Annotated in this window: 22 protein-coding genes, 1 rRNA gene and 1 riboswitch; of the genes, 17 read left to right on the top strand and 6 right to left on the bottom strand. The window is 70.2% G+C overall.

Annotated elements, in window-relative coordinates; all coding sequences use genetic code 11:
- Positions 1-10: 10 nt before the first annotated feature.
- The 11 genes from rrf to GSY65_RS05190 all read left to right on the top strand — a co-directional run bounded on the left by rrf (position 11) and on the right by GSY65_RS05190 (position 10,648).
- Positions 11-127 (top strand): 5S ribosomal RNA (rrf, locus tag GSY65_RS05240).
- A gap of 109 nt (positions 128-236) precedes the next feature.
- Positions 237-845 (top strand): CDP-alcohol phosphatidyltransferase family protein, encoded by a 609-nt coding sequence (locus GSY65_RS05235; protein ID WP_055715902.1) that lies wholly within the window; start codon positions 237-239, stop codon positions 843-845.
- A 114-nt stretch (positions 846-959) separates the two neighbouring features.
- Entirely contained in the window at positions 960-3,455 is a 2,496-nt protein-coding gene (locus GSY65_RS05230; protein WP_159766190.1) for a mannose-1-phosphate guanyltransferase, read from the top strand.
- Positions 3,456-3,553: 98 nt separating this feature from the next.
- Positions 3,554-4,453, top strand: a complete 900-nt coding sequence (locus GSY65_RS05225) for a DUF881 domain-containing protein (protein ID WP_159766189.1) — start codon at positions 3,554-3,556, stop codon at positions 4,451-4,453.
- The gene (locus GSY65_RS05220; protein ID WP_009343209.1) at positions 4,453-4,785 is read left to right on the top strand and encodes a small basic family protein; all 333 of its coding nucleotides are present in this window, start codon (positions 4,453-4,455) and stop codon (positions 4,783-4,785) included. Before GSY65_RS05225 ends, GSY65_RS05220 begins: the two co-directional genes overlap by 1 nt.
- A gap of 5 nt (positions 4,786-4,790) precedes the next feature.
- Positions 4,791-5,660 carry a DUF881 domain-containing protein gene (locus GSY65_RS05215; RefSeq protein ID WP_159766188.1) on the top strand — a complete coding sequence of 290 codons (870 nt, stop codon included), beginning with the start codon at positions 4,791-4,793 and terminating at the stop codon, positions 5,658-5,660.
- A 61-nt stretch (positions 5,661-5,721) separates the two neighbouring features.
- Positions 5,722-6,693, top strand: a complete 972-nt coding sequence (locus GSY65_RS05210) for an FHA domain-containing protein (RefSeq protein WP_159766187.1) — start codon at positions 5,722-5,724, stop codon at positions 6,691-6,693.
- 44 nt (positions 6,694-6,737) lie between these two features.
- Positions 6,738-7,493: a transcriptional regulator FtsR gene (gene ftsR / locus GSY65_RS05205; protein WP_159766186.1), complete on the top strand. Its 756-nt coding sequence runs from the start codon at positions 6,738-6,740 to the stop codon at positions 7,491-7,493.
- A gap of 84 nt (positions 7,494-7,577) precedes the next feature.
- Positions 7,578-8,051 carry a bifunctional nuclease family protein gene (locus tag GSY65_RS05200; RefSeq protein WP_028797289.1) on the top strand — a complete coding sequence of 158 codons (474 nt, stop codon included), beginning with the start codon at positions 7,578-7,580 and terminating at the stop codon, positions 8,049-8,051.
- A gap of 364 nt (positions 8,052-8,415) precedes the next feature.
- A complete protein-coding gene (locus GSY65_RS05195) occupies positions 8,416-9,099 on the top strand; it encodes a MerR family transcriptional regulator (RefSeq protein ID WP_201452454.1) in 684 nt (227 codons plus the stop codon).
- A gap of 130 nt (positions 9,100-9,229) precedes the next feature.
- Positions 9,230-10,648, top strand: a complete 1,419-nt coding sequence (locus GSY65_RS05190) for a DNA polymerase IV (protein WP_159766185.1) — start codon at positions 9,230-9,232, stop codon at positions 10,646-10,648.
- A 112-nt stretch (positions 10,649-10,760) separates the two neighbouring features.
- On the opposite strand, the gene GSY65_RS05185 is transcribed toward GSY65_RS05190, so the two are convergent.
- Positions 10,761-11,129, bottom strand: coding sequence for a PRC-barrel domain-containing protein (locus GSY65_RS05185; protein WP_159766184.1), 369 nt, complete (start codon positions 11,127-11,129; stop codon positions 10,761-10,763).
- A 125-nt stretch (positions 11,130-11,254) separates the two neighbouring features.
- Positions 11,255-11,351, top strand: a riboswitch (glycine riboswitch).
- A 172-nt stretch (positions 11,352-11,523) separates the two neighbouring features.
- On the opposite strand from GSY65_RS05185, the gene gcvP reads away from it, so the two are divergent.
- Positions 11,524-14,409, top strand: coding sequence for an aminomethyl-transferring glycine dehydrogenase (gene gcvP, locus GSY65_RS05180; RefSeq protein ID WP_159766183.1), 2,886 nt, complete (start codon positions 11,524-11,526; stop codon positions 14,407-14,409).
- 128 nt (positions 14,410-14,537) lie between these two features.
- Here the strand turns inward: gcvP and GSY65_RS05175 are convergent, their stop codons facing one another.
- Both GSY65_RS05175 and GSY65_RS05170 read right to left on the bottom strand, forming a co-directional pair.
- Positions 14,538-14,729, bottom strand: coding sequence for a DUF5999 family protein (locus GSY65_RS05175; protein ID WP_159766182.1), 192 nt, complete (start codon positions 14,727-14,729; stop codon positions 14,538-14,540).
- 401 nt (positions 14,730-15,130) lie between these two features.
- Positions 15,131-15,715 carry a hypothetical protein gene (locus GSY65_RS05170; protein ID WP_159766181.1) on the bottom strand — a complete coding sequence of 195 codons (585 nt, stop codon included), beginning with the start codon at positions 15,713-15,715 and terminating at the stop codon, positions 15,131-15,133.
- Between the two features lie 568 nt (positions 15,716-16,283).
- Here GSY65_RS05170 and GSY65_RS05165 point away from each other — a divergent pair.
- Positions 16,284-17,801, top strand: coding sequence for a glutamate--cysteine ligase (locus GSY65_RS05165; protein ID WP_159766180.1), 1,518 nt, complete (start codon positions 16,284-16,286; stop codon positions 17,799-17,801).
- A 123-nt stretch (positions 17,802-17,924) separates the two neighbouring features.
- Positions 17,925-18,725 (top strand): CPBP family intramembrane glutamic endopeptidase, encoded by an 801-nt coding sequence (locus GSY65_RS05160; RefSeq protein WP_159766179.1) that lies wholly within the window; start codon positions 17,925-17,927, stop codon positions 18,723-18,725.
- Between the two features lie 126 nt (positions 18,726-18,851).
- Here GSY65_RS05160 and GSY65_RS05155 read toward each other — a convergent pair whose 3' ends face one another.
- Positions 18,852-19,661 carry a PhzF family phenazine biosynthesis protein gene (locus tag GSY65_RS05155; protein ID WP_159766178.1) on the bottom strand — a complete coding sequence of 270 codons (810 nt, stop codon included), beginning with the start codon at positions 19,659-19,661 and terminating at the stop codon, positions 18,852-18,854.
- Positions 19,662-19,786: 125 nt separating this feature from the next.
- Positions 19,787-20,686 carry an aminoglycoside phosphotransferase family protein gene (locus GSY65_RS05150; protein ID WP_159766177.1) on the bottom strand — a complete coding sequence of 300 codons (900 nt, stop codon included), beginning with the start codon at positions 20,684-20,686 and terminating at the stop codon, positions 19,787-19,789.
- A gap of 196 nt (positions 20,687-20,882) precedes the next feature.
- On the opposite strand from GSY65_RS05150, the gene GSY65_RS05145 reads away from it, so the two are divergent.
- Complete coding sequence (locus GSY65_RS05145) at positions 20,883-21,533, top strand: PadR family transcriptional regulator (protein ID WP_079049566.1); 651 nt, start codon at positions 20,883-20,885, stop codon at positions 21,531-21,533.
- A gap of 163 nt (positions 21,534-21,696) precedes the next feature.
- Here GSY65_RS05145 and GSY65_RS05140 read toward each other — a convergent pair whose 3' ends face one another.
- The gene (locus tag GSY65_RS05140; RefSeq protein ID WP_159766176.1) at positions 21,697-22,125 is read right to left on the bottom strand and encodes a type II toxin-antitoxin system Rv0910 family toxin; all 429 of its coding nucleotides are present in this window, start codon (positions 22,123-22,125) and stop codon (positions 21,697-21,699) included.
- Positions 22,126-22,354: 229 nt separating this feature from the next.
- Here GSY65_RS05140 and GSY65_RS05135 point away from each other — a divergent pair, with 229 nt between their 5' ends.
- Positions 22,355-22,879, top strand: coding sequence for a Clp protease N-terminal domain-containing protein (locus GSY65_RS05135; RefSeq protein ID WP_159766175.1), 525 nt, complete (start codon positions 22,355-22,357; stop codon positions 22,877-22,879).
- Positions 22,880-22,978: 99 nt separating this feature from the next.
- Positions 22,979-23,992: an EamA family transporter gene (locus GSY65_RS05130; RefSeq protein ID WP_159766174.1), complete on the top strand. Its 1,014-nt coding sequence runs from the start codon at positions 22,979-22,981 to the stop codon at positions 23,990-23,992.
- Positions 23,993-24,005 lie beyond the last annotated feature (13 nt).

Raw genomic sequence — 24,005 nt, 5'->3', positions numbered from 1 at the left:
TTCATAGTGTTTCGGTGGTCATAGCGTGAGGGAAACGCCCGGTTACATTCCGAACCCGGAAGCTAAGCCTCACAGCGCCGATGGTACTGCAGGGGGGACCCTGTGGGAGAGTAGGACGCCGCCGAACTCCTTTTACAGCTCTGGCTCTTGGGCACTGCGCCCAGGAGCCAGAGCTTTCTTGCGTTGAGGTAGGGTCGGGGAGCATCATTGGCTCGTTTTGCACAGGAGGCCCCCGGGTGGAGGTCCAGGAGACCCGAGTCCAGACGGACCGGGTGCTCACCATCCCGAACATCCTCAGCATGGCGCGGCTCCTCGGAGTCCCCGTCTTCCTGTGGCTGATTCTCTGGCCCGAGTTCGGCGGCCCCCAGGTCGACGGCTGGGCGCTCCTCGTGCTCGCCCTGAGCGGCGTCAGCGACTATCTGGACGGCAAACTGGCGCGACGCTGGAACCAGATCAGCAGCCTCGGACGGCTCCTCGACCCCGCGGCGGACCGGCTCTACATTCTGTCGACATTGGTGGGTCTCACCTGGCGCGAGATTCTCCCCCTTTGGTTGACGGCTGTACTTCTCTTGCGTGAGCTGGTTCTGCTGGTGATGGTGGGCATCCTCCGTCGGCACGGCTATCCTCCGCCGCAGGTGAACTTCCTCGGGAAGGCAGCCACCTTCAACCTGATGTACGCCTTCCCCTTGCTGTTGCTCAGTGACGGAACCGGGTGGATCTCGTCACTCGCTGCTATTTTCGGATGGGCGTTCGCCGGATGGGGTACAACTCTGTATTGGTGGGCAGGGATCCTCTACGTGGTTCAGGTCCGCCGACTTGTCGCGGCGGACGCCATGGCCGATTGAGCCCGTCCGAAGGGACGGCCGTAGTGGCTCGATGGCCCGCTTCGGAAAAGTGCGGGACAATCAGGACGGGTGAAGTCGGCTAGACCGTGTCTCTTCAAGGAGGACGCTTCCGACATGAAGGCCGTCGTGATGGCCGGAGGCGAGGGCACACGCCTTCGCCCCATGACCTCGAGCATGCCCAAGCCGCTCCTGCCCGTGGCGAACCGCCCGATCATGGAGCACGTACTTCGGCTGCTCAAAAGGCATGGGCTCAACGAGACCGTCGTTACCGTCCAGTTCCTGGCGTCACTCGTCAAGAACTACTTCGGCGATGGTGAAGAGCTCGGGATGGAGCTCACCTATGCCAACGAGGAGAAGCCACTCGGTACTGCCGGGAGCGTGAAGAACGCCGAGGAAGCACTGAAGGACGACGCCTTCCTCGTCATCTCCGGCGATGCCCTGACCGACTTCGACCTCACCGAGCTCGTCAATTTCCACAAGGAAAAGGGTGCGCTCGTCACCGTCTGCCTGACGAGGGTGCCGAACCCCCTGGAATTCGGCATCACGATCGTCGACGAGGAAGGCAAGGTCGAGCGGTTCCTGGAGAAGCCCACCTGGGGGCAGGTCTTCTCGGACACCGTGAACACCGGCATCTACGTGATGGAACCCGAGGTCTTCGACTACGTCGAGGCCGATGTTCCCGTCGACTGGTCCGGCGACGTCTTCCCGCAGCTCATGAAGGAAGGCAAGCCGATCTACGGCTATGTCGCCGAGGGCTACTGGGAGGACGTCGGCACGCACGAGAGCTATGTGAAGGCCCAGGCCGACGTCCTCGAAGGCAAGGTCGACGTCGAGATCGACGGGTTCGAGCTCTCACCCGGTGTGTGGATCGCCGAGGGCGCCGAAGTGCATCCCGACGCCGTCCTGCGCGGGCCGCTGTACATCGGGGACTACGCCAAGGTCGAGGCCGGCGCCGAGATCCGCGAGCACACCGTGGTCGGCTCGAACGTCGTCGTGAAGAGCGGGGCCTTCCTGCACAAGGCCGTCGTCCACGACAACGTCTACATCGGGCAGCACAGCAACCTCCGCGGCTGCGTCGTCGGAAAGAACACCGACATCATGCGGGCCGCACGGATCGAGGACGGCGCCGTCATCGGTGACGAGTGCCTCGTCGGGGAAGAATCGATCATCCAGGGGAACGTACGCGTCTACCCCTTCAAGACGATCGAGGCCGGTGCGTTCGTCAACACGTCGGTGATCTGGGAGTCCCGCGGGCAGGCGCACCTCTTCGGTGCCCGAGGCGTGTCCGGAATCCTGAACGTGGAGATCACCCCTGAGCTGGCCGTGCGGCTGGCCGGGGCCTACGCGACGACGCTCAAGAAGGGGTCGACGGTCACCACCGCACGTGACCACTCCCGAGGAGCGCGCGCCCTCAAGCGGGCGGTCATCTCGGCGCTGCAGGCCAGCGCCATCGACGTACGGGACCTGGAGAACGTGCCGCTGCCGGTGGCGCGGCAGCAGACCGCTCGGGGCAGCGCCGGCGGGATCATGATCCGGACCACCCCCGGCGTTCCGGACTCCGTCGACATCATGTTCTTCGACAGTCAGGGCGCGGACCTGTCGCAGGCCAGCCAGCGGAAGCTGGACCGGGTGTTCGCGCGGCAGGAGTACCGGCGCGCGTTCCCGGGCGAGATCGGCGACCTGCACTTCCCGGCCAGCGTCTTCGACTCGTACACCGGGTCACTGCTGCGGAACGTCGACACCACGGGGATCGCCGAGTCCGGGCTCAAGGTCGTCGTCGACGCGTCCAACGGCAGCGCCGGCCTCGTGCTGCCGAGCCTGCTCGGCAAGCTGGGCGTCGACTCGCTGACGATCAACCCCGGCCTCGACGAGTCGAGGCCGACGGAGACCGGCGACATGCGGCGGTCCGGGCTCGTGCGACTCGGCGAGATCGTGGCGTCCTCGCGGGCCGCGTTCGGCGTGCGGTTCGACCCCGTCGGCGAGCGACTGTCCCTGGTCGACGAGAAGGGGCGGATCGTCGAGGACGACCGGGCCCTGCTGGTGATGCTCGACCTGGTGGCCGCGGAGCGGCGGAGCGGGCGCGTGGCGCTGCCGGTGACCACCACCAGGATCGCCGAACAGGTCGCCGCGTACCACGGCACGCAGGTCGAGTGGACGACCACCTCGCCGGACGACCTGACCCGGGTCGGCGGGGACGAGACGACCATCTTCGGCGGCGACGGACGTGGCGGCTTCATCGTCCCCGAGTTCAGCAGCGTCTTCGACGGCACGGCGGCGTTCGTACGGCTCATCGGCCTGGTGGCGCGGACGCAGCTCACGCTGAGCCAGATCGACGCGCGCATTCCGCGGGCGCATGTCCTCAAGAAGGATCTCGCCACTCCGTGGGCCGTCAAGGGGCTCGTGATGCGCCGGGTCGTGGAGGCCGCAGGCGATCGCTTCGTCGACACCACCGACGGGGTGCGGGTCGTGGAGACCGACGGGCGGTGGGTGATGGTCCTGCCGGACCCGGCGGAGGCCGTCACCCACCTGTGGGCCGAGGGGCCCGACGACGCCTCGGCGCAGGCCCTGCTCGACGAATGGTCTTCCGTGGTCGACAGCGCCGGACGCTGAAGGACCCGCCGCACTCGCGTGCCGGACAACTGCCCCCAACGGGGCCTGTCCGGCACGTGGGTGGGGCCATTCGGAGGTAGCGGGCGCGACGTGCGACGATGTGCGGCATGCCGCAGCACCCCCCCGTTCGGAGCACACCCACGCGCCCGTCGCGTCCGGACGCCTCCATGTCGCTGCTCAACAACGTCATGGACCACAGCCTCGACGACGGATACGCCGAGGCCGCCGCCCGGAAGAAGGCCGACGGCACCGGGGGCATGCCCAAAACCGTACGGGCGAAGCTGGGCCTCGCCGTCGGGCTGGTGCTCGCCGCCCTGGTCGTGACCGTGGGCGCGGCGCAGGCGCGGATCAGCGCCCCCGTCATGGCCAAGGAGCGCGAAGAGCTCATCGACCGCATCCAGCAGCAGACCGCGGCCGCGGACAAGCTGGAGGACTCCGTCGACGACCTCCGCGACGACGTGAGCGCGCGCCAGCGCGAGGCCCTCAAGGACGGCGGCAGCCGCCAGGACGACCTCGTGGGCATCCTGTCGGGCGCCGTCGAGGTGCACGGCCCCGGCGTGAAACTCGTCGTCAACGACTCCAAGGACGCCAGCCAGGGCGGTGACGGCGGTCCGCGCGAGACCTCGGGGTTCTCCGACACCGGGCGCGTACGCGACCGGGACATGCAGCGCGTCGTCAACGGGCTGTGGGAGTCGGGCGCCGAGGCCGTCTCGATCAACGGACAGCGGCTCACGGCACTGTCGGCGATCAGGGCCGCGGGTGAAGCCATACTGGTCGACAACAAGCCGCTGGTGCCGCCGTACACGGTCCTGGCGGTGGGCGACGGGCAGCGGCTGAGCACCAGGTTCCAGAACAGCCCCGACGGGCTGTATCTGCATGCCCTGCAAGAGAACTTCGGGATCCGGACGAGCATCTCCGCCGAGAGCGATGTCAAGGTGCCGGCCGCGCCGAGCGTGATCGTACGAACAGCAGAACCGAGCATTAGGAAGGGCACATAGTGATCGCCGTACTGGGCCTCGTCCTCGGAGTCGTGGCCGGACTGTTGGTCCGGCCCGAGGTACCCGCGGTGGTCGAGCCGTACCTCCCCATCGCCGTCGTCGCTGCCCTGGACGCCGTGTTCGGCGGGCTGCGCGCCATGCTGGACGGGATCTTCGACGACAAGGTCTTCGTGGTGTCGTTCCTGTCGAACGTGGTCGTGGCCGCCCTGATCGTCTTCCTCGGCGACAAGTTGGGCGTGGGCGCCCAGCTCTCCACGGGTGTCGTGGTCGTTCTCGGCATCCGCATCTTCTCCAACGCCGCGGCGATCCGCCGGCACGTGTTCCGGGCGTGAGGCCGATGAGCGAGAGGGACGAGAACCCGAGGCCCGCGGCGGGCGGGGCGGACGACGACGAGCCGACGACCCGGTTGCGCCGCGAACTCCCGCAGGAGGTCCCGGTCACGGCCGCCGAAGGGCCCGGAAAGGCCGTGCCCGAGGAGAAGAACCGGCTGACCGGTCGGCAGCGGCTGGCCCAGGGGCTGTGGCCGCCGCGCTTCACCCGGGCCCAACTCATCGTGGCTCTCCTGCTGTTCGGCCTCGGCTTCGGTCTGGCCGTCCAGGTGGCCTCCACCAACGACGACAGCGCCCTGCGCGGCGCGCGCCAGGAAGATCTCGTACGCATCCTCGATGAACTGGATGACCGTACTCAGCGTCTGGAGGAGGAGAAGCAGGGTCTCGAGGATCAGCGCACCGAGTTGGAGAACAGCTCGGACCAGGCCGAGGAGGCACGCAAGCAGACGGTCGAGAAGGAAAGACAACTCGGCGTGCTGGCGGGCACCGTGGCCGCGCAGGGACCCGGCATCACGCTGACGATCAACGACACGAAGGGGACGGTCGAGGCGGACATGTTGCTCGACGCGATCCAGGAGCTGCGCGCCGCCGGCGCGGAGGCGATCCAGGTGAACGGCGTGCGCGTGGTCGCCAGCACCTATCTCACCGATTCCGGCAAGGGAATCAGTGTCGACGGGAACAAGATCACCCAGCCCTTTCGTTTCAAGGTCATCGGCAACCCGCAGGACCTCGAGCCCGCGTTGAACATCCCCGGAGGCGTGGTGCAGACACTGGAGAAGGAGCAGGCCACCGTGACCGTGGAGCGGGCTGACAAGATCGTCGTGGACGCCTTGCGAGCGGCGAAGCGGCCTGACTACGCTCGGTCGTCCTCCCGGTGAACCGCAGGTGCATAGGGGTCGTCCGGCGAGGGCATGAGGTTGCGGGGGGTCGGCGCACCGAATGGGTGGTGCGTGGTGGAAACTGTCTGGTGGAAACGGACGTTGTGAGGATGTCCGGGTCGGCCGGTGTGTTCAGTCAGGGTTCGTCCTGCCCCACGGGCGGGTCTGTTTCGGTCAAGGGGAATCGCCCGTGAAGTTGTTTGCGAAGTTGTTCGGCAAGAGCGCGCGAGAGGACAGCGGCAACGCGACCTCCCGCCATCGCGCGCAGCCTTCGGAGGCGGAGGGCCAGGGGGGCGAGCGCCCCCTGTTCCGGGACCAGGTCGCTGGTCCGGGCGGTGACATTTCCGGAGGTCAGGGCGCGCCGTCTGTTGACCCTTCCCAGTCGGGCCGCATAGGTTTCGGGGACCCGTCAGCCTCAGGTACGGGTGGAGGGTTCGCCACCGACCCGTATGCGTCCCATGCCCCGGCGGGGCAGCCGCGGCAGGAGGATCCGTCGATGTCGGCCCTGGTGTGTACGAGGTGCGGTAACCGCAACGCGGAGAACAGCCGCTTCTGCTCCAACTGCGGCGCGCCGCTGCGCCCCGGCGCGGTTCCGGAGCGTCCGTCGGAGACGACCTCCACGATCTCGATCTCCGGCCTGGAGGCCTACGACTCCGAGACGACGGGGCAGACACAGCTGCCGGCGCTCTCGCCGGAGGCCCAGGCCGCCGTAGACGCGCTGCCGCTCGGCTCGGCACTCCTCGTGGTGCGCCGCGGACCGAACGCGGGCAGCCGCTTCCTGCTCGACAGTGACCTGACGACGGCGGGCCGTCACCCGCAGAGCGACATCTTCCTGGACGACGTCACCGTCTCGCGTCGCCACGTGGAGTTCCGCCGGGCCCAGGACGGCTCGTTCACGGTCGCCGACGTCGGCAGCCTGAACGGCACGTACGTCAACCGTGAGCGGATCGACCAGGTCGCCCTGCACAACGGTGACGAGGTGCAGATCGGCAAGTACCGGCTGGTCTTCTACGCGAGCCAGCGGGGTTACTGACCCGCCCCCGGACTCGTTCCGGGGGGAATCCCCAGGGAAGGTCCATGCTTCGAACATCGAGCGGTGGTGCCGATCACGGCACCACCGCCGCGGACAGTGGGCTGATGAGCATCGGCTCGGTGCTGAACCTGCTCCGCGAGGAGTTCCCCGAGGTCACGATCTCCAAGATCCGTTTCCTGGAGTCGGAGGGGCTCATCGAGCCGCAGCGGACCCCCTCGGGGTACCGCAAGTTCAGCGCCGGGGACGTCGACCGCCTCGGACATGTCCTGCGGATGCAGCGGGACCACTATCTGCCGCTCAAGGTCATCCGTGAGCACCTGGCGGCCCTGGAGCGGGGCGAGGACGTCCGGCTGCCGTCCGTGGGCCGCCAGCGGGACATCGGCGACGGAGAGCGCCTGCGCGAGCTCTTCGGGGAGCCAGAGGAGCCCACCGCCGCCCGGATCGGGCGGGCCGAGCTGCTCGCCGGTGCCGGGATCGGCGAGGAGCAGCTGGCCGAGTGGGAGTCGTACGGGCTGGTGGCGGCGCTGCCGGACGGCTCGTACGACGCCGAGGCCCTGACGGTCGCCACGCTGGTGGTGGAACTGGGGCGCTTCGGTATCGAGCCGCGCCATCTGCGGGTGATGCGGGCCGCCGCCGACCGTGAGGCGGGCCTCGTGGAGCAGGTCGTCGCGCCGCTGCGCCGCCACCGCAACCCCCAGACCAGGGCGCATGCGGAGGACCGTACGAGGGAGCTCGCGGGGCTCACGGTGAAGCTCCACGCCGCGCTGGTGCAGAGCGCGCTGGGTGTCCGGCTCCGCTGAGGACGTGTGTTCGCCCGTGGCGGATCGTCCGCCCTATCCGTGCTCGACTACCCAAACATCCCGAGCACGGCCTAGGGTTGCTGTGTGAACGAGCTCGATGTCGTAGGTGTCCGGGTCGAAATGCCCTCCAACCAACCGATCGTGCTCCTGCGCGAAGTGGGAGGCGACCGCTACCTCCCCATCTGGATCGGCCCCGGGGAGGCCACCGCGATCGCCTTCGCCCAGCAGGGCATGGCCCCCGCGCGGCCGCTGACGCACGACCTGTTCAAGGACGTGCTGGAGGCCGTCGGCCAGGAACTCACGGAAGTGCGCATCACGGATCTGCGTGAGGGCGTCTTCTACGCCGAGCTGGTCTTCGCCAGCGGTGTCGAGGTGAGCGCCCGGCCGTCCGACGCCATAGCGCTGGCGCTGCGCACCGGAACGCCGATCTTCGGCAGTGACGGGGTGCTCGACGACGCGGGCATCGCGATCCCGGACGAGCAGGAGGACGAGGTGGAGAAGTTCCGCGAGTTCCTCGACCAGATCTCGCCGGAGGACTTCGGTACCAGCAGCCAGTGAGGCCGCGCCGTGGTGGTGTCGGTTGTCAGGCCAGCCGGTCGGTCGGTCCGTGGCGTGGGGCCGTGCTGCCGTCGCCTTGTCGAGGACCGGTGGACCACCAGGCCCCGCCGTCGTCCGGCGGTGCGGTCATCACCGGTGGGAGTGGCCGGCCCGGAGAGCGGCATCACGAGAGTGCAACACCTGGCACGTGCCCGTGCGGCGTGCCGGGGTTCCGCTTAGCACATTCGGCTAGCCTTTCCCCGCGGAAGGGCACGGGAAACCACTCTCAGGGTGATTATCACTCGGCGTGCCGAGTGTGGCGGTCGTTGACGCACCCCTGGTGGCTGCCTACCGTCGAGAAGGCAGGTCAAGGACGGAGGTCGGCGTGAGGAACAGCGGCGACGGTACGGCTGGGGGTGCCCCCGGACGCAGCCTGGGGGAGAGCGGCTCGTACCCTCCCCCGAGCGCTCGGCTCCGCTCGAGCAGGGGGTATCCCCATCCCGGCGGCGCGGCCGGTCCCGTTCCCCAGCTGCCGACGGCTGTCCAGGACAGTACGGAGGCCGGGCCCGAGCCCCATGAGAACGTCGGGTACCGCGGCCCCACCGCGTGTGCGGCCGCCGGCATCACCTACCGCCAGCTCGACTACTGGGCCCGCACCGGCCTGGTGGAGCCCAGCGTGCGGCCCGCACACGGCTCCGGGACACAGCGGCTCTACAGCTTCCGGGACGTCGTCGTCCTCAAGATCGTGAAACGGTTCCTCGACACCGGGGTCTCCCTGCAGAACATCCGCACCGCCGTCCAGCACCTGCGGGAGCGGGGCTTCAGCGATCTCGAGCGGATGACGCTGATGAGCGACGGGGCCACGGTCTACGAATGCACCTCGCCGGACGAGGTCCACGCCCTCCTCCAAGGCGGCCAGGGGATCTTCGGGATTGCCGTCGGGGTGGTCTGGCGTGATGTGGAAAGCGCTCTCTCCCAGTTGCACGGCGAGCGGATCGACACGGGCGAGACCCTCGTCCGTCCCAACCCCGCGGACGAACTGGCGCGCAGGCGCAATCGCGCGGTCTGAGCGGAGTGCGACGGCGGGCCACGGCTGAGGGCCCGTGCCCCTCGGGGCGGGGTGCGAGGCAGCCCGCGACCGGGGCGTCATCGTCGCGGGTGGCGGGGCATTGTCAGTGGCGTAGGGCAGCATCGGAGACGTGAGAACCGCGCCCACGATCCTGCATCTCGACATGGATGCCTTCTACGCCTCGGTGGAGCAGGCGTCCAAGCCGAGTCTGCGCGGGAAGGCCGTCATCGTGGGCGGGCTGGGTCCCCGCGGCGTGGTCGCCACCGCCTCGTACGAGGCGAGGGCCCTCGGTGTGCACTCGGCGATGCCCACGGCGCAGGCCCGTCGGCTCGCGCCGAACGCCGCGTACCTCACGCCCCGCTTCACGTTCTACCGGGCGATCAGCCAGCAGGTCATGGGGCTCCTGCACGCCCTGTCGCCCCTGGTGGAGCCCCTCAGCCTGGACGAGGCGTTCGTGGACCTGGAGTCCGGGGGAGCGGCTTGGGACGAGGCCTCCGCGCGGGCGACCGGGGTACGGCTGCGGCAGGAGATACGCGAGGTGACCGGACTGACCGGCTCCGTGGGGCTCGCCGCGTCCAAGATGCTCGCGAAGATCGCCTCCGAGCAGGCCAAGCCGGACGGCCTGGTGCTCATCGAGCCCGGCACCGAGCGGGCCCTCCTCGGGCCGATGTCCGTGCGGATCCTCCCGGGGGTCGGGCCGGCCACCGGCGACCATCTGCGGCGCGCCGGGATCACCACCGTCGAGGAGATCGTGGAAGCGGGCGAGGACGAGGTCGTACGGCTGCTCGGGAAGGCGCACGGGCACGGCCTGTACGCGATGGCGCTGGCGCGCGACGACCGGGCCGTGGTCGCCGAGCGGGACACGAAGTCCGTGTCCGTGGAGGACACCTACGACGTGGACATCCACGACCGGGTGCGGGTGCGGCTGGAGGTGCAGCGGCTCGCCGACCGGTGTGTGCGGCGGCTCAGGGCGGCCGGTCTGTCGGGGCGGACGATCGTGCTGAAGGTACGCCGGTACGACTTCTCGACGCTGACCCGGTCCGAGACGCTGCGGGGGCCGACCGACGACCCGGCCGTGGTGCGGGAGGCCGCGGCGCGGCTGCTGGAGGCCGTCGACACCACCGGCGGGGTGCGGCTGCTGGGGGTGGGCGTCAGCGGGCTCGCCGACTACACGCAGGAGGACCTGTTCGCGCAGGCCGCCGGGGAGCAGGAACTGTCGGAGGAAGAGACGGTGGAGGAGGCCGTTCCGGAGGAGAGCGCGGGCCAGGCCGCCGAACGTCGCTGGTCGGCTGGACACGACGTCCGGCACGCCGCGTACGGGCACGGCTGGGTGCAGGGCAGCGGGCTCGGGCGGGTCACCGTGCGGTTCGAGGCGCCCGAGGACGAGGAGCCGGGGCGGGTGCGGACGTTCCGCACGGACGATCCCGGTCTCGAAGCGGTGGATCCGCTGCCGCTGGTGCCGGGCGGGCCGGTGCGACCGTCGGAGACGGTGCCCGTGCCGGGGCCGGAGCACGAGGGAGGGGCGGGGAGGGCGCCGGCGCCGGGATGAGGCGGGCCGGTGGCCGCGCGGGAGCGCCGCAGTCGTGGGTCGGCGGTCGGCGGGGTGCTGGGACCAGTCCGGGACCGGGTCAGGATGGGCCTGGGGGCTCGGGGGTCTGGGGTCAGGGGTCCTCCTGGCTCGCCACGTTGCCGAAGTCGCGGTCCAGCGGGGGCGGCGGGGCTATGTCCAGGCCGTAGTGGTGGTAGAGCTGGAGTTCCTGCTCGGGGGAGAGATGGCGGCCGACGCCGAAGTCGGGGGCGTCCTTGATGAGGGCCCGGTCGAAGGGGACGCGGAGCGAGCCCTCGACGAGTTCGCTGGGCTCCAGAGGGATGAAGGCGTCGCGGCCGAACAGACCCATGCGTATCGCGGCCCACTCCGGGATGCCGGTCGCGTCGTCGAGGTAGACCTCGTCCACGGTGCCGATCTTGGTGCCCTTACGGTCGAACGCCTTGCGGCCGATCAGGTTGCGCGGATCGATGTCGGTCTGCACGGGCCCTCCAAGTGGTAGCCATGGGGGTTGCAAATCCTTCCTCACCACTACGAAAAGGCACATCGGGGAAGGTGGCCACTCGAAGACACGTGCGGCGACCGCGCTGATACGCTTGCAGCGGCTGTTGAACCCGTGCGGGAGAGTCCTCCGGACACCATCCGGAGGCGCCGAAGGAGCAAATCCTCCCCGGAATCTCTCAGGCTCACGTACCGCACGGACGAGGTCACTCTGGAAAGCAGAGCGGGTGTCGACGGTTTCCGCTCTCACCGACGGTGAAAGCCGGTCCGCACCCGGACCGGTGAAGCTCTCAGGTCGAGATGACAGAGGGGGAGGCCGTCCGGGCACCCCTGCCGTGGTGCCCTCGAAGGTCGCGTCAGACCAGGAGGCCTCCGCCATGACCGCCCACCGCATTCCGCTCGCAGAGCTCGAACAGGGAATCCCGTTCGAGCGGCGTCACATCGGACCCGACGCCGAGGCCCGGGCCAAGATGCTCGCCCACGTCGGATACGGCTCGCTCGACGAGCTGACGGCCGCCGCGGTCCCCGATGTGATCAAGAACGCCGAGGCCCTGAAGCTGCCGGGTGCCCGCACCGAGGCCGAGGTACTTGCCGAGCTGCGCACGCTCGCCGACCGCAACCAGGTGCTGGGCTCCATGATCGGGCTCGGCTACTACGGGACCTTCACCCCGCCGGTCATCCTGCGGAACGTCATGGAGAACCCCGCCTGGTACACGGCCTACACGCCGTACCAGCCCGAGATCTCCCAGGGCCGGCTCGAAGCGCTGCTCAACTTCCAGACCATGGTCGCCGAGCTCACCGGGCTGCCCACCTCCGGCGCCTCCCTGCTCGACGAGGGCACCGCCGCCGCCGAGGCCATGGCCCTGTCCCGGCGCATGGGCAGGAACAAGAAGGGCCTCTTCCTGGTCGACGCGGACACGCTGCCGCAGACCATCGCCGTGATCGAGACCCGCGCCGAGCCCACCGGGGTCGAGGTCGTCGTCGCCGACCTCCGCGACGGCATCCCCGCCGACCTCGCCGCCCGCGAGATCAACGGCGTCCTCCTGCAGTACCCGGGCGCCTCCGGTGCCGTACGCGACCTCAAGCCCGTCATCGAGCAGGCCCACGGACTCGGGGCCCTCGTCACCGTCGCCGCCGACCTGCTCGCCCTCACCCTGCTGACCCCGCCCGGCGAGCTGGGCGCCGACATCGCGGTCGGCACCACGCAGCGGTTCGGTGTGCCGATGGGCTTCGGCGGGCCGCACGCGGGCTACATGGCCGTGCACGAGAAGTTCGCGCGCAGCCTGCCCGGACGGCTCGTGGGTGTCTCCGTGGACGCGGACGGGCACAAGGCGTACCGGCTCGCCCTCCAGACCCGTGAGCAGCACATCCGCCGTGAGAAGGCGACCAGCAACATCTGCACCGCCCAGGTGCTGCTCGCCGTGATGGCCGGCATGTACGCCGTCTACCACGGCCCCGAGGGGCTGCGGACCATCGCCCGGCGCACCCACCGCTACGCCACCGTGCTCGCCGCGGGGCTCGCCTCGGGCGGCGTCGAGATCGTGCACGGCGCGTACTTCGACACGCTCACCGCGCGGGTGCCGGGACGTGCCGCGGAGGTCGTCGAGGCCGCGCGCCGGCACGGTGTGAACCTGCACCTCGTGGACGCCGACCACGTGTCCGTGGCCTGCGACGAGACCACCACGCGGGCGCAGCTGGGCGCCGTGTGGACGGCGTTCGGGGTGGAGGGCGACGTCGAGGTCCTCGACGCGGTCGCCGAGGACACGCTGCCCGAGGCGCTGCTGCGCTCCGACGACTACCTCACCCACCCCGTGTTCCACGAGCACCGGTCCGAGACCGCGATGCTGCGCTACCTGCGCCGTCTCGCCGACCGCGACTACGCGCTCGACCGGGGCATGATCCCGCTGGGCTCCTGCACGATGAAGCTCAACGCGACCACCGAGATGGAACCGGTGACCTGGCCCGAGTTCGGGCAGCTGCACCCCTTCGCGCCCGCCGCGCAGGCGCAGGGCTATCTGACGCTGATCCGCGAGCTGGAGGAGCGGCTCGCCGAGGTCACCGGGTACGACAAGGTGTCCCTCCAGCCGAACGCCGGCTCGCAGGGTGAGCTGGCGGGGCTGCTCGCCGTGCGCGGCTACCACCGGGCCAACGGCGACGACCAGCGCACCGTGTGCCTGATCCCGTCCTCCGCGCACGGCACCAACGCCGCGAGCGCCGTGATGGCCGGCATGAAGGTCGTCGTCGTGAAGACCGCCGGGGACGGCGAGATCGACGTCGAGGACCTGCGGGCCAAGATCGAGCAGTACCGCGACCAGTTGTCCGTGCTGATGATCACCTACCCCTCGACGCACGGTGTGTTCGAGGAGCACGTCGCCGACATCTGCGCCCAGGTGCACGACGCCGGCGGCCAGGTGTACGTCGACGGCGCGAACCTCAACGCGCTCGTGGGCCTCGCCAAGCCGGGCCACTTCGGTGGTGACGTCTCGCACCTGAACCTGCACAAGACGTTCTGCATCCCGCACGGCGGCGGCGGTCCCGGTGTCGGCCCCGTGGCGGTCAGGGAGCACCTGGCGCCGTATCTGCCGAACCACCCGATGCAGCCCGCGGCAGGCCCGGAGACGGGTGTGGGCCCGATCTCGGCGGCCCCGTGGGGCTCGGCGGGCATCCTGCCGATCTCGTGGTCCTACGTCCGGCTGATGGGCGGCGAGGGCCTGAAGCGGGCGACGCAGGTCGCCGTGCTCAGCGCCAACTACATCGCCAAGCGGCTGGAGCCGCACTACCCGGTGCTGTACACCGGTCCTGGCGGGCTCGTCGCGCACGAGTGCATCGTCGACCTGCGGCCGCTCGCGAAGACGACCGGGGTGAGCGTCGACGACATCGCCAAGCGGCTGATCGACTACGGCTTCCACGCGCCGACGATGTCGTTCCCTGTGGCGGGGACGCTGATGATCGAGCCGACCGAGTCGGAGGACCTCGCCGAACTGGACCGGTTCTGCGACGCGATGATCGCGATCCGCGCCGAGATCGAGAAGGTCGGTTCGGGCGAGTGGCCCGCCGAGGACAACCCGCTGCGCAACGCGCCGCACACCGCGGCCGCGCTCGGCGGCGAGTGGGACCACGCGTACACCCGTGAGGAGGCCGTGTTCCCGGCCGGGGTCAAGCCCGCCGACAAGTACTGGCCGCCGGTGCGCCGGATCGACCAGGCCTTCGGCGACCGGAACCTGGTCTGCTCCTGCCCGCCGCTGGACGCCTACGAGGAGTAGTCGCCCGCGGATACGCGTCGGGGCCGGTTCGGAGAGTGGTTCTCCGGCCGGCCCCTCTGTGTCCGGGCGGGTGTCCGCTGCGCGGCCGCCCGCCCTGTGCGCACCTCGTGCGGCTCAGGCCACCGTCGTCACCGTGCCGCTGCCAGCGGGCGGTGCGGGGCGATGATCTGGCCGTCGGGAAGGAGCTCACCGGTGTCCTCGAAGAGCAGAACGCCGTTGCAGAGCAGGCTCCATCCCTGCTCCGGGTGGTGCGCCACGAGGCGGGCGCCTTCCCGGTCGGCGGATTCGGCGGTCGGGCACGGTGGCTGGTGCTGGCACATGGTTGTGGGGATCTTTCGCTCTGTCGTCAGTGGTGAGATGGCTGTCGTGTCTGTGTCGCGGCGTGAAGCCTCGCTCATGGCCGCCCCCCGTTGTGATAATTCGGTCCGGTCCCAGTGTTGCCCCACGGACGTCAATCCGCAGGCATTTCGCAGCACGGTTTTCTCACAGGTTGATGACGCGTCCTCCATGCGCACGGTTCATCGCAACTGCCCTGTCCGTTCGGGTGGTTCGCCATGGTCGGATGGGGCTAGTCCGGCGTAGGACAAGGACTATGAAGGGCTCGTACGAGCGTATTGCCGCGCGTCAGAGCGGAATGCGGTGCCGAGGGCAATCGCGTACCCCGCGGCCCGGATGTCGGCGGCGGGGTACGCGATGGTGCGCGTGAGGAGGCGGCCCCGGTTCAGGCGGGTGACCCCATGAGAGGTGCGGGGGGCAGGCGCGTCGTCAGGACCGGGAGGAGGTCCGCGACCCGGTGCGGACGATGGGCCGCGATCCCGGGTGGGGCGGGCGCCAGCGGGACGAGGAGGTCGGTCGGCGCCGGGACGCCGGTGGCGCCGTCGGTGGTGATGTCCGCGTGCAGCCAGAGAGTGAGCATGTACAGCTCGGGCACCGACAGCAGGCGGGGCTGGTAGGGCTGTTGCATCACATCGGCCTGGCGCAGGGCGAGTTCGGTGGAGGTGATGTAGGGGCCTTCGAAGAAGTGCGAGAAGGCCCAGCCGTCCGGGGTGAGGCGGGTCTCGGCGGCGGCCAGGGCGCGGTCGCCGGAGCGGATCAGGAAGCGCCAGCCCGCGAGCCGGGTGCTGCCGGCGCCCTCGGGGGTGATGCGGTCGAGGACGTGGACGGGCAGCGGGAGTTCGGGTGCGGCGGGACCTTGGGCGCTTCGCAGGGAGGGAGTTCGGGCCTCGCTGACGGCGGTGGGAGATCCGAGTGCCGTGAGGACGGTGCGCAGTGCGGGCGCGGGAGCCGGGGGGACAAGCAGCGGCATGGTGGGTCGCCTCTCATTCGACAGGCACGGTGGCGCGAGGGCGGGGGCGGACGGCGCTGTCAGCTCTCGGGGATCGGAGAGACGGGTGCCCGGGGTCCGGTTGCGTGGGTTGGGGGTCCGCCGTGCGAGCTCCGACGGCAGGACCGGGGACCGCGAGAGCCGACTCTCAGCCTCGTTCGCGGAGTTTATACGACGTGTGTTCAATGAGTGTTTCGGCTAGCTGTCTTCGATATGAAGAGCAAGGCGGTATCCGGTCGCTGAATCGCGGAAATCATCCCGATTTTCTCTATGGAGCGAGAGGATGACCTCGGATTACCGTCGCGTAGCGGTAGGCCGGTTCTCATCGGCGCTTTTCACGAATGTCCCGGCGGGGAAAGCGTGTGCTCTTTCGTGCCGTGTGAATGTGCCAGAAGCACGCCGAGTCCCTTACGTGGAGGGCGAACGCGCTCAGCCTAGCGGGCGCAGGTCTCCGGCGGGACGTTATCGGCGGCTCTGCCTGGGCATCATCATCCGTGAACCGCAGTCGTGGCCGGCTCGTCGGCCTGCCCATCCGAGGAGGGACGCTTCGATGGGGGAGAAGGTCGTGGCGGGGTCGTTCGGCCTGTCCGACCGTCAGCTCTACCGTGACAAACTGCGGCAGTGCCTGGCGGGACTGGAGCGCCTGCTGGAGGAGAAGCGGTTCGACCGCCCCAAGAACCTGATGGGCGTGGAGATCGAGCTGAACCTCGTCGGGGCGGACGGTCTGCCGAGAATGATGAATGCGCAAGTACTCGAAAGGATTGCGAGCCGAGATTTCCAAACAGAACTCGCCATGTTCAATCTGGAAGTGAACATCGCTCCACACCGGCTGGGTGGCCGGGTATTCGACCAGCTTTCCGAGGAGCTGCGGACGTCCCTGGCGTACGCCGAACGGAAGGCCGGGGAGGTGGACGCCGGCATCGTGATGATCGGTATTCTGCCCACCCTCGACCGTGACGATCTGGTGTCGTCCAATCTCTCCGCGGGCGACCGCTACACCCTGCTCAACGATCAGATCGTCGCCGCGCGGGGTGAGGAGTTCACCCTCGACATCGAGGGGGTGGAGCGGCTCGTGTGCACCTCGAAGTCGATCGCGCCCGAGGCCGCCTGCACCTCAGTGCAGTTGCACCTCCAGGTCACCCCCGAGCGCTTCGCGGACGTGTGGAACGCGGCCCAGGCGGTGACGGCGGCGCAGGTCGCGATCGGCGCCAACGCGCCGTTCCTCTTCGGGCGCGAGCTGTGGCGTGAGTCGCGGCCGCCGCTGTTCCAGCAGTCCACGGACACCAGGCCCCCGGAGCTCCAGGCCCAGGGGGTGCGGCCGCGCACCTGGTTCGGGGAGCGGTGGATCACCTCGGCGTACGACCTCTTCGAGGAGAACCTGCGCTTTTTCCCGGCGCTGCTGCCGATCTGTGACGACGAGGATCCGCTCGGTGTCCTCGACGCGGGCGGCGTTCCCAAACTCGCGGAACTGACCCTGCACAACGGCACGGTCTACCGCTGGAACCGGCCCGTGTACGGCATCGCCGACGGGGTCCCGCACCTGCGGGTCGAGAACCGGGTGCTGCCCGCGGGGCCGACCGTCACCGACGTCATCGCCAACGCCGCCTTCTTCTACGGGGTCGTGCGCGCCCTCGCCGAGGAGTCGCGGACGGTGTGGACGCGGATGCCGTTCGAGGCGGCGGCCGCCAACTTCGACGAGGCGTGCCGGCACGGCATCGACGCGCGGTTGCAGTGGCCGCGTCGGGGCCGGTACGGCGGGGTGGGGTCGGTGGACGCCGTCAACCTCGTACGGGAGGAACTGCTGCCGCTGGCCGAGGCGGGGCTGGACGCGTGGGGTGTCGAGCCGGTCGACCGGGACTTCTACCTCGGGGTGATCGAGGAGCGCTGCCGGCGGCGGGTCAACGGAGCCTCCTGGCAGGTCGACACGTTCCACCAGGCGTTGGCCAAGGGCCTTGGACGGGATGCGGCGCTGGCCGCCACCACACGGCGGTACTGCGAGCTGATGCACGTCGGGGAGCCGGTCCACACCTGGCCGGTGGGGTTGCCGGAGCCGGTGCCGACGGGCTGACGGGACGGGTCCCCGGGGCCGGCTCGGCTCGTGGCTCGCGCTCTGGACGTACGCCCCCGGAAAGTTCCGTGGCGCCGCAGGCGATGATGGTCCTTCGGTGGGAACGGACCAGTGGAGGCGTGGGTGCAGGGGCAGGCGGAGCCGGTGGACGGTGCGTTGCCGTGGGAGCGGCCGACCCGGCGGATACTCAGGGACGAGACCCTGCTGGTGCTGGGCCTCTCGCTCGGCGCGAGCGGGGTGTCCGCGCTCATCAGTTTCATCGGTTCGGTCACCAGGCCGGGCGGGCTGAAGGACCAGGCGGCCACCATGAACGCCTCGGCGGCGCCCGGCCGCCCGTGGCTGGACCTCGCATGGCAGCTGTTCGGGATCACGACCGCCCTGGTGCCGGTGGCGCTGGTCGCGCACCTGCTGATGAGGGAGGGCGCGGGGCTGCGGACGCTCGGCTTCGACCGTACGAAGCCGTGGTTCGACCTCGGCAGGGGTGCGGTGATCGCCGCCGTGATCGGCAGCACGGGCATCGCCTTCTATCTGGCGGCCCGCGGCCTCGGTTTCAACCTCACCGTGGTGCCGGAGGCGCTGCCGGAGGTGTGGTGGAAGTACCCGGTGCTGATCCTCTCCGCGATCCAGAACGCGGTCCTCGAAGAGGTGATCGTGGTCGGGTACCTGCTGCGCCGGCTCCAGCAACTGGGCTGGTCCCCGGGCGGCGCGCTGGCCGCCAGCTCGGTGCTGCGCGGTTCGTACCACCTCTACCAGGGCATCGGCGGGTTCGTCGGCAACGTGGTGATGGGTGTGGTGTTCGTCTTCCTGTACCGGCGGTGGGGACGGGTCGGTCCGCTGGTCGTGGCCCACTCGCTGCTCGACATCGGGGCGTTCGTCGGATACGGGCTGCTCGCCGGCAAGGTGGGGTGGCTGCCGACGGCGTGACGGGGGCGAGCGCGCCATGACGGGGACGAGGGCTCCGTGACCAGGGCGCGGGCAGGGGCGTACGGCGGGTCGCGTACGCCCCTGTGGTGTTCGTACGTGGTTTCCGTACGGCCTTGGCGGGTGCTGTCAGGCCAGCAGTTCGCCGTCGATCACCGTGACCGCTCGGCCGCTCAGGAGGGTGCGGTCGCCGTGGAGTTCCGTGCGGACGTGGCCCGAGCGGGCGGAGGCCTGGAGACCGGTGAGGACGGGGGTGCCGAGGCGCTCGGACCAGAACGGGGCGAGGGCGGTGTGCGCGCTCCCGGTGACCGGGTCCTCGTCGATGCCGAGGTTGGGGAAGAAGCAGCGCGAGACGTAGTCGTGGCCGGCGGAGGGGTCCTCGGCGCGGGCGGTGGCGATGACACCGCGTCGGGAGTGGCGGCCGAGGGCCCGCAGATCGGGGGTGAGACCGCGGACCGTCTTCTCGTCCGCCAGTTCCACCAGCAGGTCCCCGACGTGAGGGCCGGTGTCGAGCACGGTGAGCGGCGCGGCGCCCAGGGACTCGGCGAGGCCGTCCGGGGCGGTGACCGGGGTGAGGGGCGCGGTCGGGAAGTCGAGGGTGAGGGAGCCGTCCGGCCGGGGCGTCGCGGTGAGGACGCCGCTGCGGGTGACGAACCGTACCGGGCCCTCGTGCGAGCCCGTGGAGGCCAGCACGTGTGCGGTGGCCAGGGTGGCGTGGCCGCACATGTCCACCTCCGCGACGGGGGTGAACCAGCGCAGCGCCCAGTCCGCCTCGCCTCCCTCGGGGAGCGGGTGGGCGAAGGCGGTCTCGGCGTGGTTGACCTCGCGGGCGACGTTCTGGAGCCAGGCGTCGTCAGGGAAGGAGTCGAGGAGGAGGACACCGGCCGGGTTGCCGTGGAAGGGGCGGTCGGTGAAGGCGTCGACGATACGAATGCGCATGGGACGACGCTAGGGGGCCGGTGACGGCGCGGGCCAAGGCCAATCGCCGGGCACTGGACCGGTCGTTGGATCCGGTGATCGGGGCACCGTCACTCCGGTGGTTCCGGTGGTTCGGGTGGCTCCGGTTACTGCTGCGACTCCAGTGACTCCAGGACACGGTCGAGGGTGCGGCGCCCCAGCTCGCTCATCGCGGGGTTGCTGTCGACGTAGTACCAGACCAGGCCCATCGCCTGGTGGAACGCCCACGCCTTGCCGCGTTCCCACTGCAGGTCGTCGCAGCTCAGTGTCCGCCGGAGCACGTCCCGCGGGCCTCGCCGCAACAGGTGCCAGGCACTCACCAGATCCAGTGCGGGGTCGGCGGGGCCGAAGCCACCCGTGTCGAGTACGCCGGCCAGTCGGTCTCCGGCGACCAGGACGTTGCCGGGGATCAGGTCGCCATGGCTCATCACGTCGGCATCCGAACGGGGCAGTTCCCGGAAACGACTCCACGCCCGGCGCAGCCGGGGCACGTCGAGCAGGCCCTCGCTCTCCGCGAGGCATTTCGCCATCCAGTCGTCGTGGTCGGCGAGTACACCGCCACGCCCCTCGCCGCTGAAGGGCCGCCCCCGCGTGTCCGCCTTCCGGAGGGGCGCGATGAAGGCCGCGAGGTCCTCGGCGAACGCCTCCGACCCGCTCGGGTCGGCGTCGAAGGCGACCGTTCCCGGTATCCATGTCTGGACCGACCACGGCATCGGGTAACCCGCTCCGGGCTGTCCCAGAGCGACGGGTTCCGGGACGGGGAAGCGGGACACCCGGGCCAGCTCCGCGCTCGCCCGGGCCTCCCGTTCCAGGACGTCCCACGCCCCGGCCGCCTCCGCCGGACGCAGGGGGAGACGCGCGGAGAGGTCGTTCCCGAGCCGGAAGATCGCGTTGACCGTCCCGGTCGACGCCACAGGGCGGATCGCCCTGTCGCTCCACCGAGGGAACTGGTCGCGGATCAGGGTCGCGACGGTGTCGGTCGTCACGTCCAGTTGGTCGTCGTGCATCGGCCGTCTCTCTCGAGGGCTGGGGTGACGGCCAGTATTCCGGGACCGTGCCCGCAACGACCGGGATTTTCCGGCCGCCCCGCCGACTCCACTGGGCGCTGGACGGGTCCGCTCGGTGAAGGGGGTTGTCCCACGACAGGTTCCGATATATCGTTGAAGCATCGCGACAGATCAACGATGGAATGGAGTGATCGTGATGCGTTCCCGTGGACAGGACTACGGACAGGGCTTCGGATTCGAGCGGGGGCATGGGCGCCGCGGTGGTGGCCATCCGTTCGGCCGGGGTGACGGTGAGGCGCCGCGTGCCGCGTTCGGACCCTTCGGTCCGGGCCATGGCGGCCCCGGACCCTTCGGACCCTTCGGTCCGGGACCCTGGGGTGGGCGAGGCCGGGGCGGTCCCCGGGGGAGGGCGCGGCGCGGAGACGTACGCGCGTCGATCCTCGCCCTCCTCAAGGACCGGCCCATGCACGGCTACGAGATGATCCAGGAGATCGCCGAGCGCAGCGGCGGGGCGTGGAAGCCCAGCCCCGGCTCGGTGTACCCCACCCTCCAACTGCTGGAGGACGAGGGGCTGATCGCCAGCGCGACCGAGGGCGGCAAGAAGCTGTTCTCGCTCACGGAGGCAGGCCGAACCGCGGCCGAGGACGGGCCCGAAGCTCCCTGGGAAGAGGCTTCGCGTGGCGTCGACTGGGAGGCGCTGAGCGAGATCCGGCAGGCCGGGTTCGGTCTGATGGAGGCGTTCGGCCAGGTCTGGAAGACCGGCGACAAGGACCAGCGCGACAAGGCGCTGGCAGTGATCAACGAGGCCCGCAAGAAGCTGTATCTGATCCTCGCCGACGAGGACTGAGGCGGCGCGGGTCCCGGTTCGGGTCCTCCGAGGCGAGGGCCCGGGTGAGGTCCTCCTCGGTGTGGCTGGGGGTGCCCCGCGGAGTGGTTCCGCGGGGCGCTTTCCGTGTCCGGGTCTGCGGGGCGTGCGCGCGTCGTGTGGGGGCGGGAGTCGTGCGGCGGTCTCACTTCACCAGTGCGTCCAGTTTGCGCAGGGACTCGTTGAGGGCGGCCGTCGCGGAGTCCCTGAGCTTGCCCGCCATGAGGGAGACGGCCGCTCCGGTGAAGCTCCCGTCGATGCGGACCGTGGTGGTGTCGCCGTCAGGCGTGAGGGTGTAGCGGGTGGCGAGGTCGACGGCCATGGGTCCCTTGCCGCGGATGGCCAGCACCCTGGCCGGTTCCAGCTCGGCGATGGTCCACACGACCTCTGCCGGGAAGCCCATGAGTTTCAGGTTCTCCTGAAAGGTGCCGCCCACCGCGAGCGTCCGCGGGCCGCCCTTGGGAAAGCCGGTGTGGGTCGTGTTCCACTCGCCGTGCGACGGCCAGTCCACGAGGCGGGCCCAGACCTGCTCGGCGGGTGCCTCGATGCGTGCCTCCGCGCTGACATCGGCCATGCGACAACCCCTTCGTCTCGGACGGTGGTGTCGCGGAACGTAGCGGCGAGGGCCGGAACATTCAATACTGATGAACTGTCAGAAAGCCTCCGTGGGTCAGTGCGTGGTCAGTGTCGCGTCTCATCCGTAGGGAGGAGGCGGGGGTCGGTCGTACGCAACCTGTGTGGGACTCGAAGATGGTTCCTTTCGTGGATGCCGTCCGCCCCCCGTGGCTGATGGGGTGGAAGGCGTGCGATCCCGTATTCCCCGGCAAGAGGCCGTCGGTGACGGCCTGTGTCACGCGGAGCTCGAGAGCGGGCTCACGGACGAGTTGGCCTCGGTGGTCGGTGGCGCGCGCAGACGGGCGCTGCGGGACGGGGACCGGCAGATCGACACGGCTCATCTGCTGCACTCCCTCCTGGAGGCCGACCCGCAGGTGCGGGCCGCCTTCGAGCCCGCGCAGATCGCCCGGCTGCTCGGTTATCTCGTGCAGCGCAGCATCGGATACGGGCTGCGCTGGCAGACCGGCGTCGAGGACTCGGGGGCGGGGCCCGTCGCACCGGGTGTGTCGGGCTGGTCGCCGGTTGCGGCCCGGGCCATGGCGGAGGCGTACGAGCGGGCCGCGCGGCGCGGTGCCGACCGGGCCCACGGGATCGATCTGCTCGCCGCGGTCGTCTCGGCGCCGGCGTCACGGGCGGTGGAGGTCCTCGGGTATGCCGGTGTCGATGTCAGGGGCACGGGACTGTGGAGTGCGGGGACCCGGAGCGACCTCTGACGGGTGCGGGCGGAGAGGGGAGCGCTGAGGGTTCGTCGGGCGTCCGAGCGATGAGACAGGAGCATCGGGGGTGACGCTCCTGTTGTCGCCTGTCATCATGTGCCGGTGCATACGTCTCAGAGCAGCAAGGTGCAGGGTGGGCGCGTCGGACTGGGGCTCGCGCTCGTGTCCGCGTTCGCCTTCGGCGGGTCCGGGCCCGCGGCCAAACCACTCATCGAGGCGGGGCTCGACCCGCTGCACGTGGTGTGGCTGCGGGTCGCGGGCGCCACGCTGGTCATGCTGCCGCTGGCCGTGCGGCACCGGGATCTGGTGCGGCGGCGGCCCGCGCTGCTCGCCGGGTTCGGGCTGCTCGCCGTGGCCGGTGTGCAGGCCTTCTACTTCGCGTCCATATCCCGGATCCCCGTCGGGGTCGCCCTCCTCGTCGAGTATCTCGCCCCGGCGATGGTGCTCGGCTGGGTCCGGTTCGTGCAGCGGCGGCCGGTGACCCGGACCGCCGCCGCCGGGGTCGTCCTCGCGGTCGGGGGACTCGCCTGCGTCGTCGAGGTGTGGGCGGGGCTGAGCTTCGACCTGCTGGGCCTGCTGCTCGCGCTCGGCGCCGCCTGCTGCCAGGTCGGCTACTTCGTCCTCTCGGACCAGGGGGGTGACGAGGGCGACGAGGCGCCGGACCCTCTCGGTGTCATCGCCTACGGACTGCTCGTCGGCACGGCGGTGCTCACCGTGGTGGCCCGGCCCTGGGGCATGGACTGGCCGGTGCTCGCGGGGAACGCCCAGATGGACGGACGGCCGGTGCCGGCCTGGCTGCTGCTGGGGTGGGTCGTGCTGATCGCCACGGTTCTCGCCTACGTCACCGGGGTGGTGAGTGTACGGCGGTTGTCCCCGCAGGTCGCCGGCGTCGTCGCGTGTCTGGAGGCGGTCATCGCGACCGTGCTCGCCTGGGTGCTGCTCGGCGAGCATCTGTCGGCGCCGCAGGTCATCGGCGGGGTGGTCGTCCTGGTGGGGGCGTTCGTGGCGCAGCGGTCCGTGCCGCAGAAGGGGTCGGTCGGAGCGGCCGACGTGGTGGCGTCCGGCGGGGAGAGCGTCCAGCGGGACGAGGTGGCCGCCGGTCGGCGTTGACGGGGACGGGGAC

The organism is Streptomyces sp. HM190, assembly GCF_009857135.1.
Taxonomy (GTDB): domain Bacteria; phylum Actinomycetota; class Actinomycetes; order Streptomycetales; family Streptomycetaceae; genus Streptomyces; species Streptomyces heilongjiangensis.
Note: the sequence above shows the minus strand (reverse complement) of the source record. Positions and strands in the feature narration are given on the sequence as shown.

Excerpts from the sequence above, each read along its gene's own strand:
- GSY65_RS05155 (WP_159766178.1), bottom strand. The coding sequence starts at position 19,661 with ATGCGCATTCGTATCGTCGACGCCTTCACCGACCGCCCCTTCCACGGC.
- GSY65_RS05140 (WP_159766176.1), bottom strand. The coding sequence starts at position 22,125 with ATGGCCGATGTCAGCGCGGAGGCACGCATCGAGGCACCCGCCGAGCAG.
- GSY65_RS05150 (WP_159766177.1), bottom strand. The coding sequence starts at position 20,686 with ATGCACGACGACCAACTGGACGTGACGACCGACACCGTCGCGACCCTG.
- gcvP (WP_159766183.1), top strand. The coding sequence starts at position 11,524 with ATGACCGCCCACCGCATTCCGCTCGCAGAGCTCGAACAGGGAATCCCG.
- GSY65_RS05230 (WP_159766190.1), top strand. The coding sequence starts at position 960 with ATGAAGGCCGTCGTGATGGCCGGAGGCGAGGGCACACGCCTTCGCCCC.
- GSY65_RS05170 (WP_159766181.1), bottom strand. The coding sequence starts at position 15,715 with ATGCCGCTGCTTGTCCCCCCGGCTCCCGCGCCCGCACTGCGCACCGTC.
- GSY65_RS05210 (WP_159766187.1), top strand. The coding sequence starts at position 5,722 with ATGGGTGGTGCGTGGTGGAAACTGTCTGGTGGAAACGGACGTTGTGAG.
- GSY65_RS05225 (WP_159766189.1), top strand. The coding sequence starts at position 3,554 with ATGTGCGGCATGCCGCAGCACCCCCCCGTTCGGAGCACACCCACGCGC.
- GSY65_RS05145 (WP_079049566.1), top strand. The coding sequence starts at position 20,883 with ATGCGTTCCCGTGGACAGGACTACGGACAGGGCTTCGGATTCGAGCGG.
- GSY65_RS05215 (WP_159766188.1), top strand. The coding sequence starts at position 4,791 with ATGAGCGAGAGGGACGAGAACCCGAGGCCCGCGGCGGGCGGGGCGGAC.
- GSY65_RS05175 (WP_159766182.1), bottom strand. The coding sequence starts at position 14,729 with ATGTGCCAGCACCAGCCACCGTGCCCGACCGCCGAATCCGCCGACCGG.
- GSY65_RS05165 (WP_159766180.1), top strand. The coding sequence starts at position 16,284 with ATGGGGGAGAAGGTCGTGGCGGGGTCGTTCGGCCTGTCCGACCGTCAG.
- ftsR (WP_159766186.1), top strand. The coding sequence starts at position 6,738 with ATGCTTCGAACATCGAGCGGTGGTGCCGATCACGGCACCACCGCCGCG.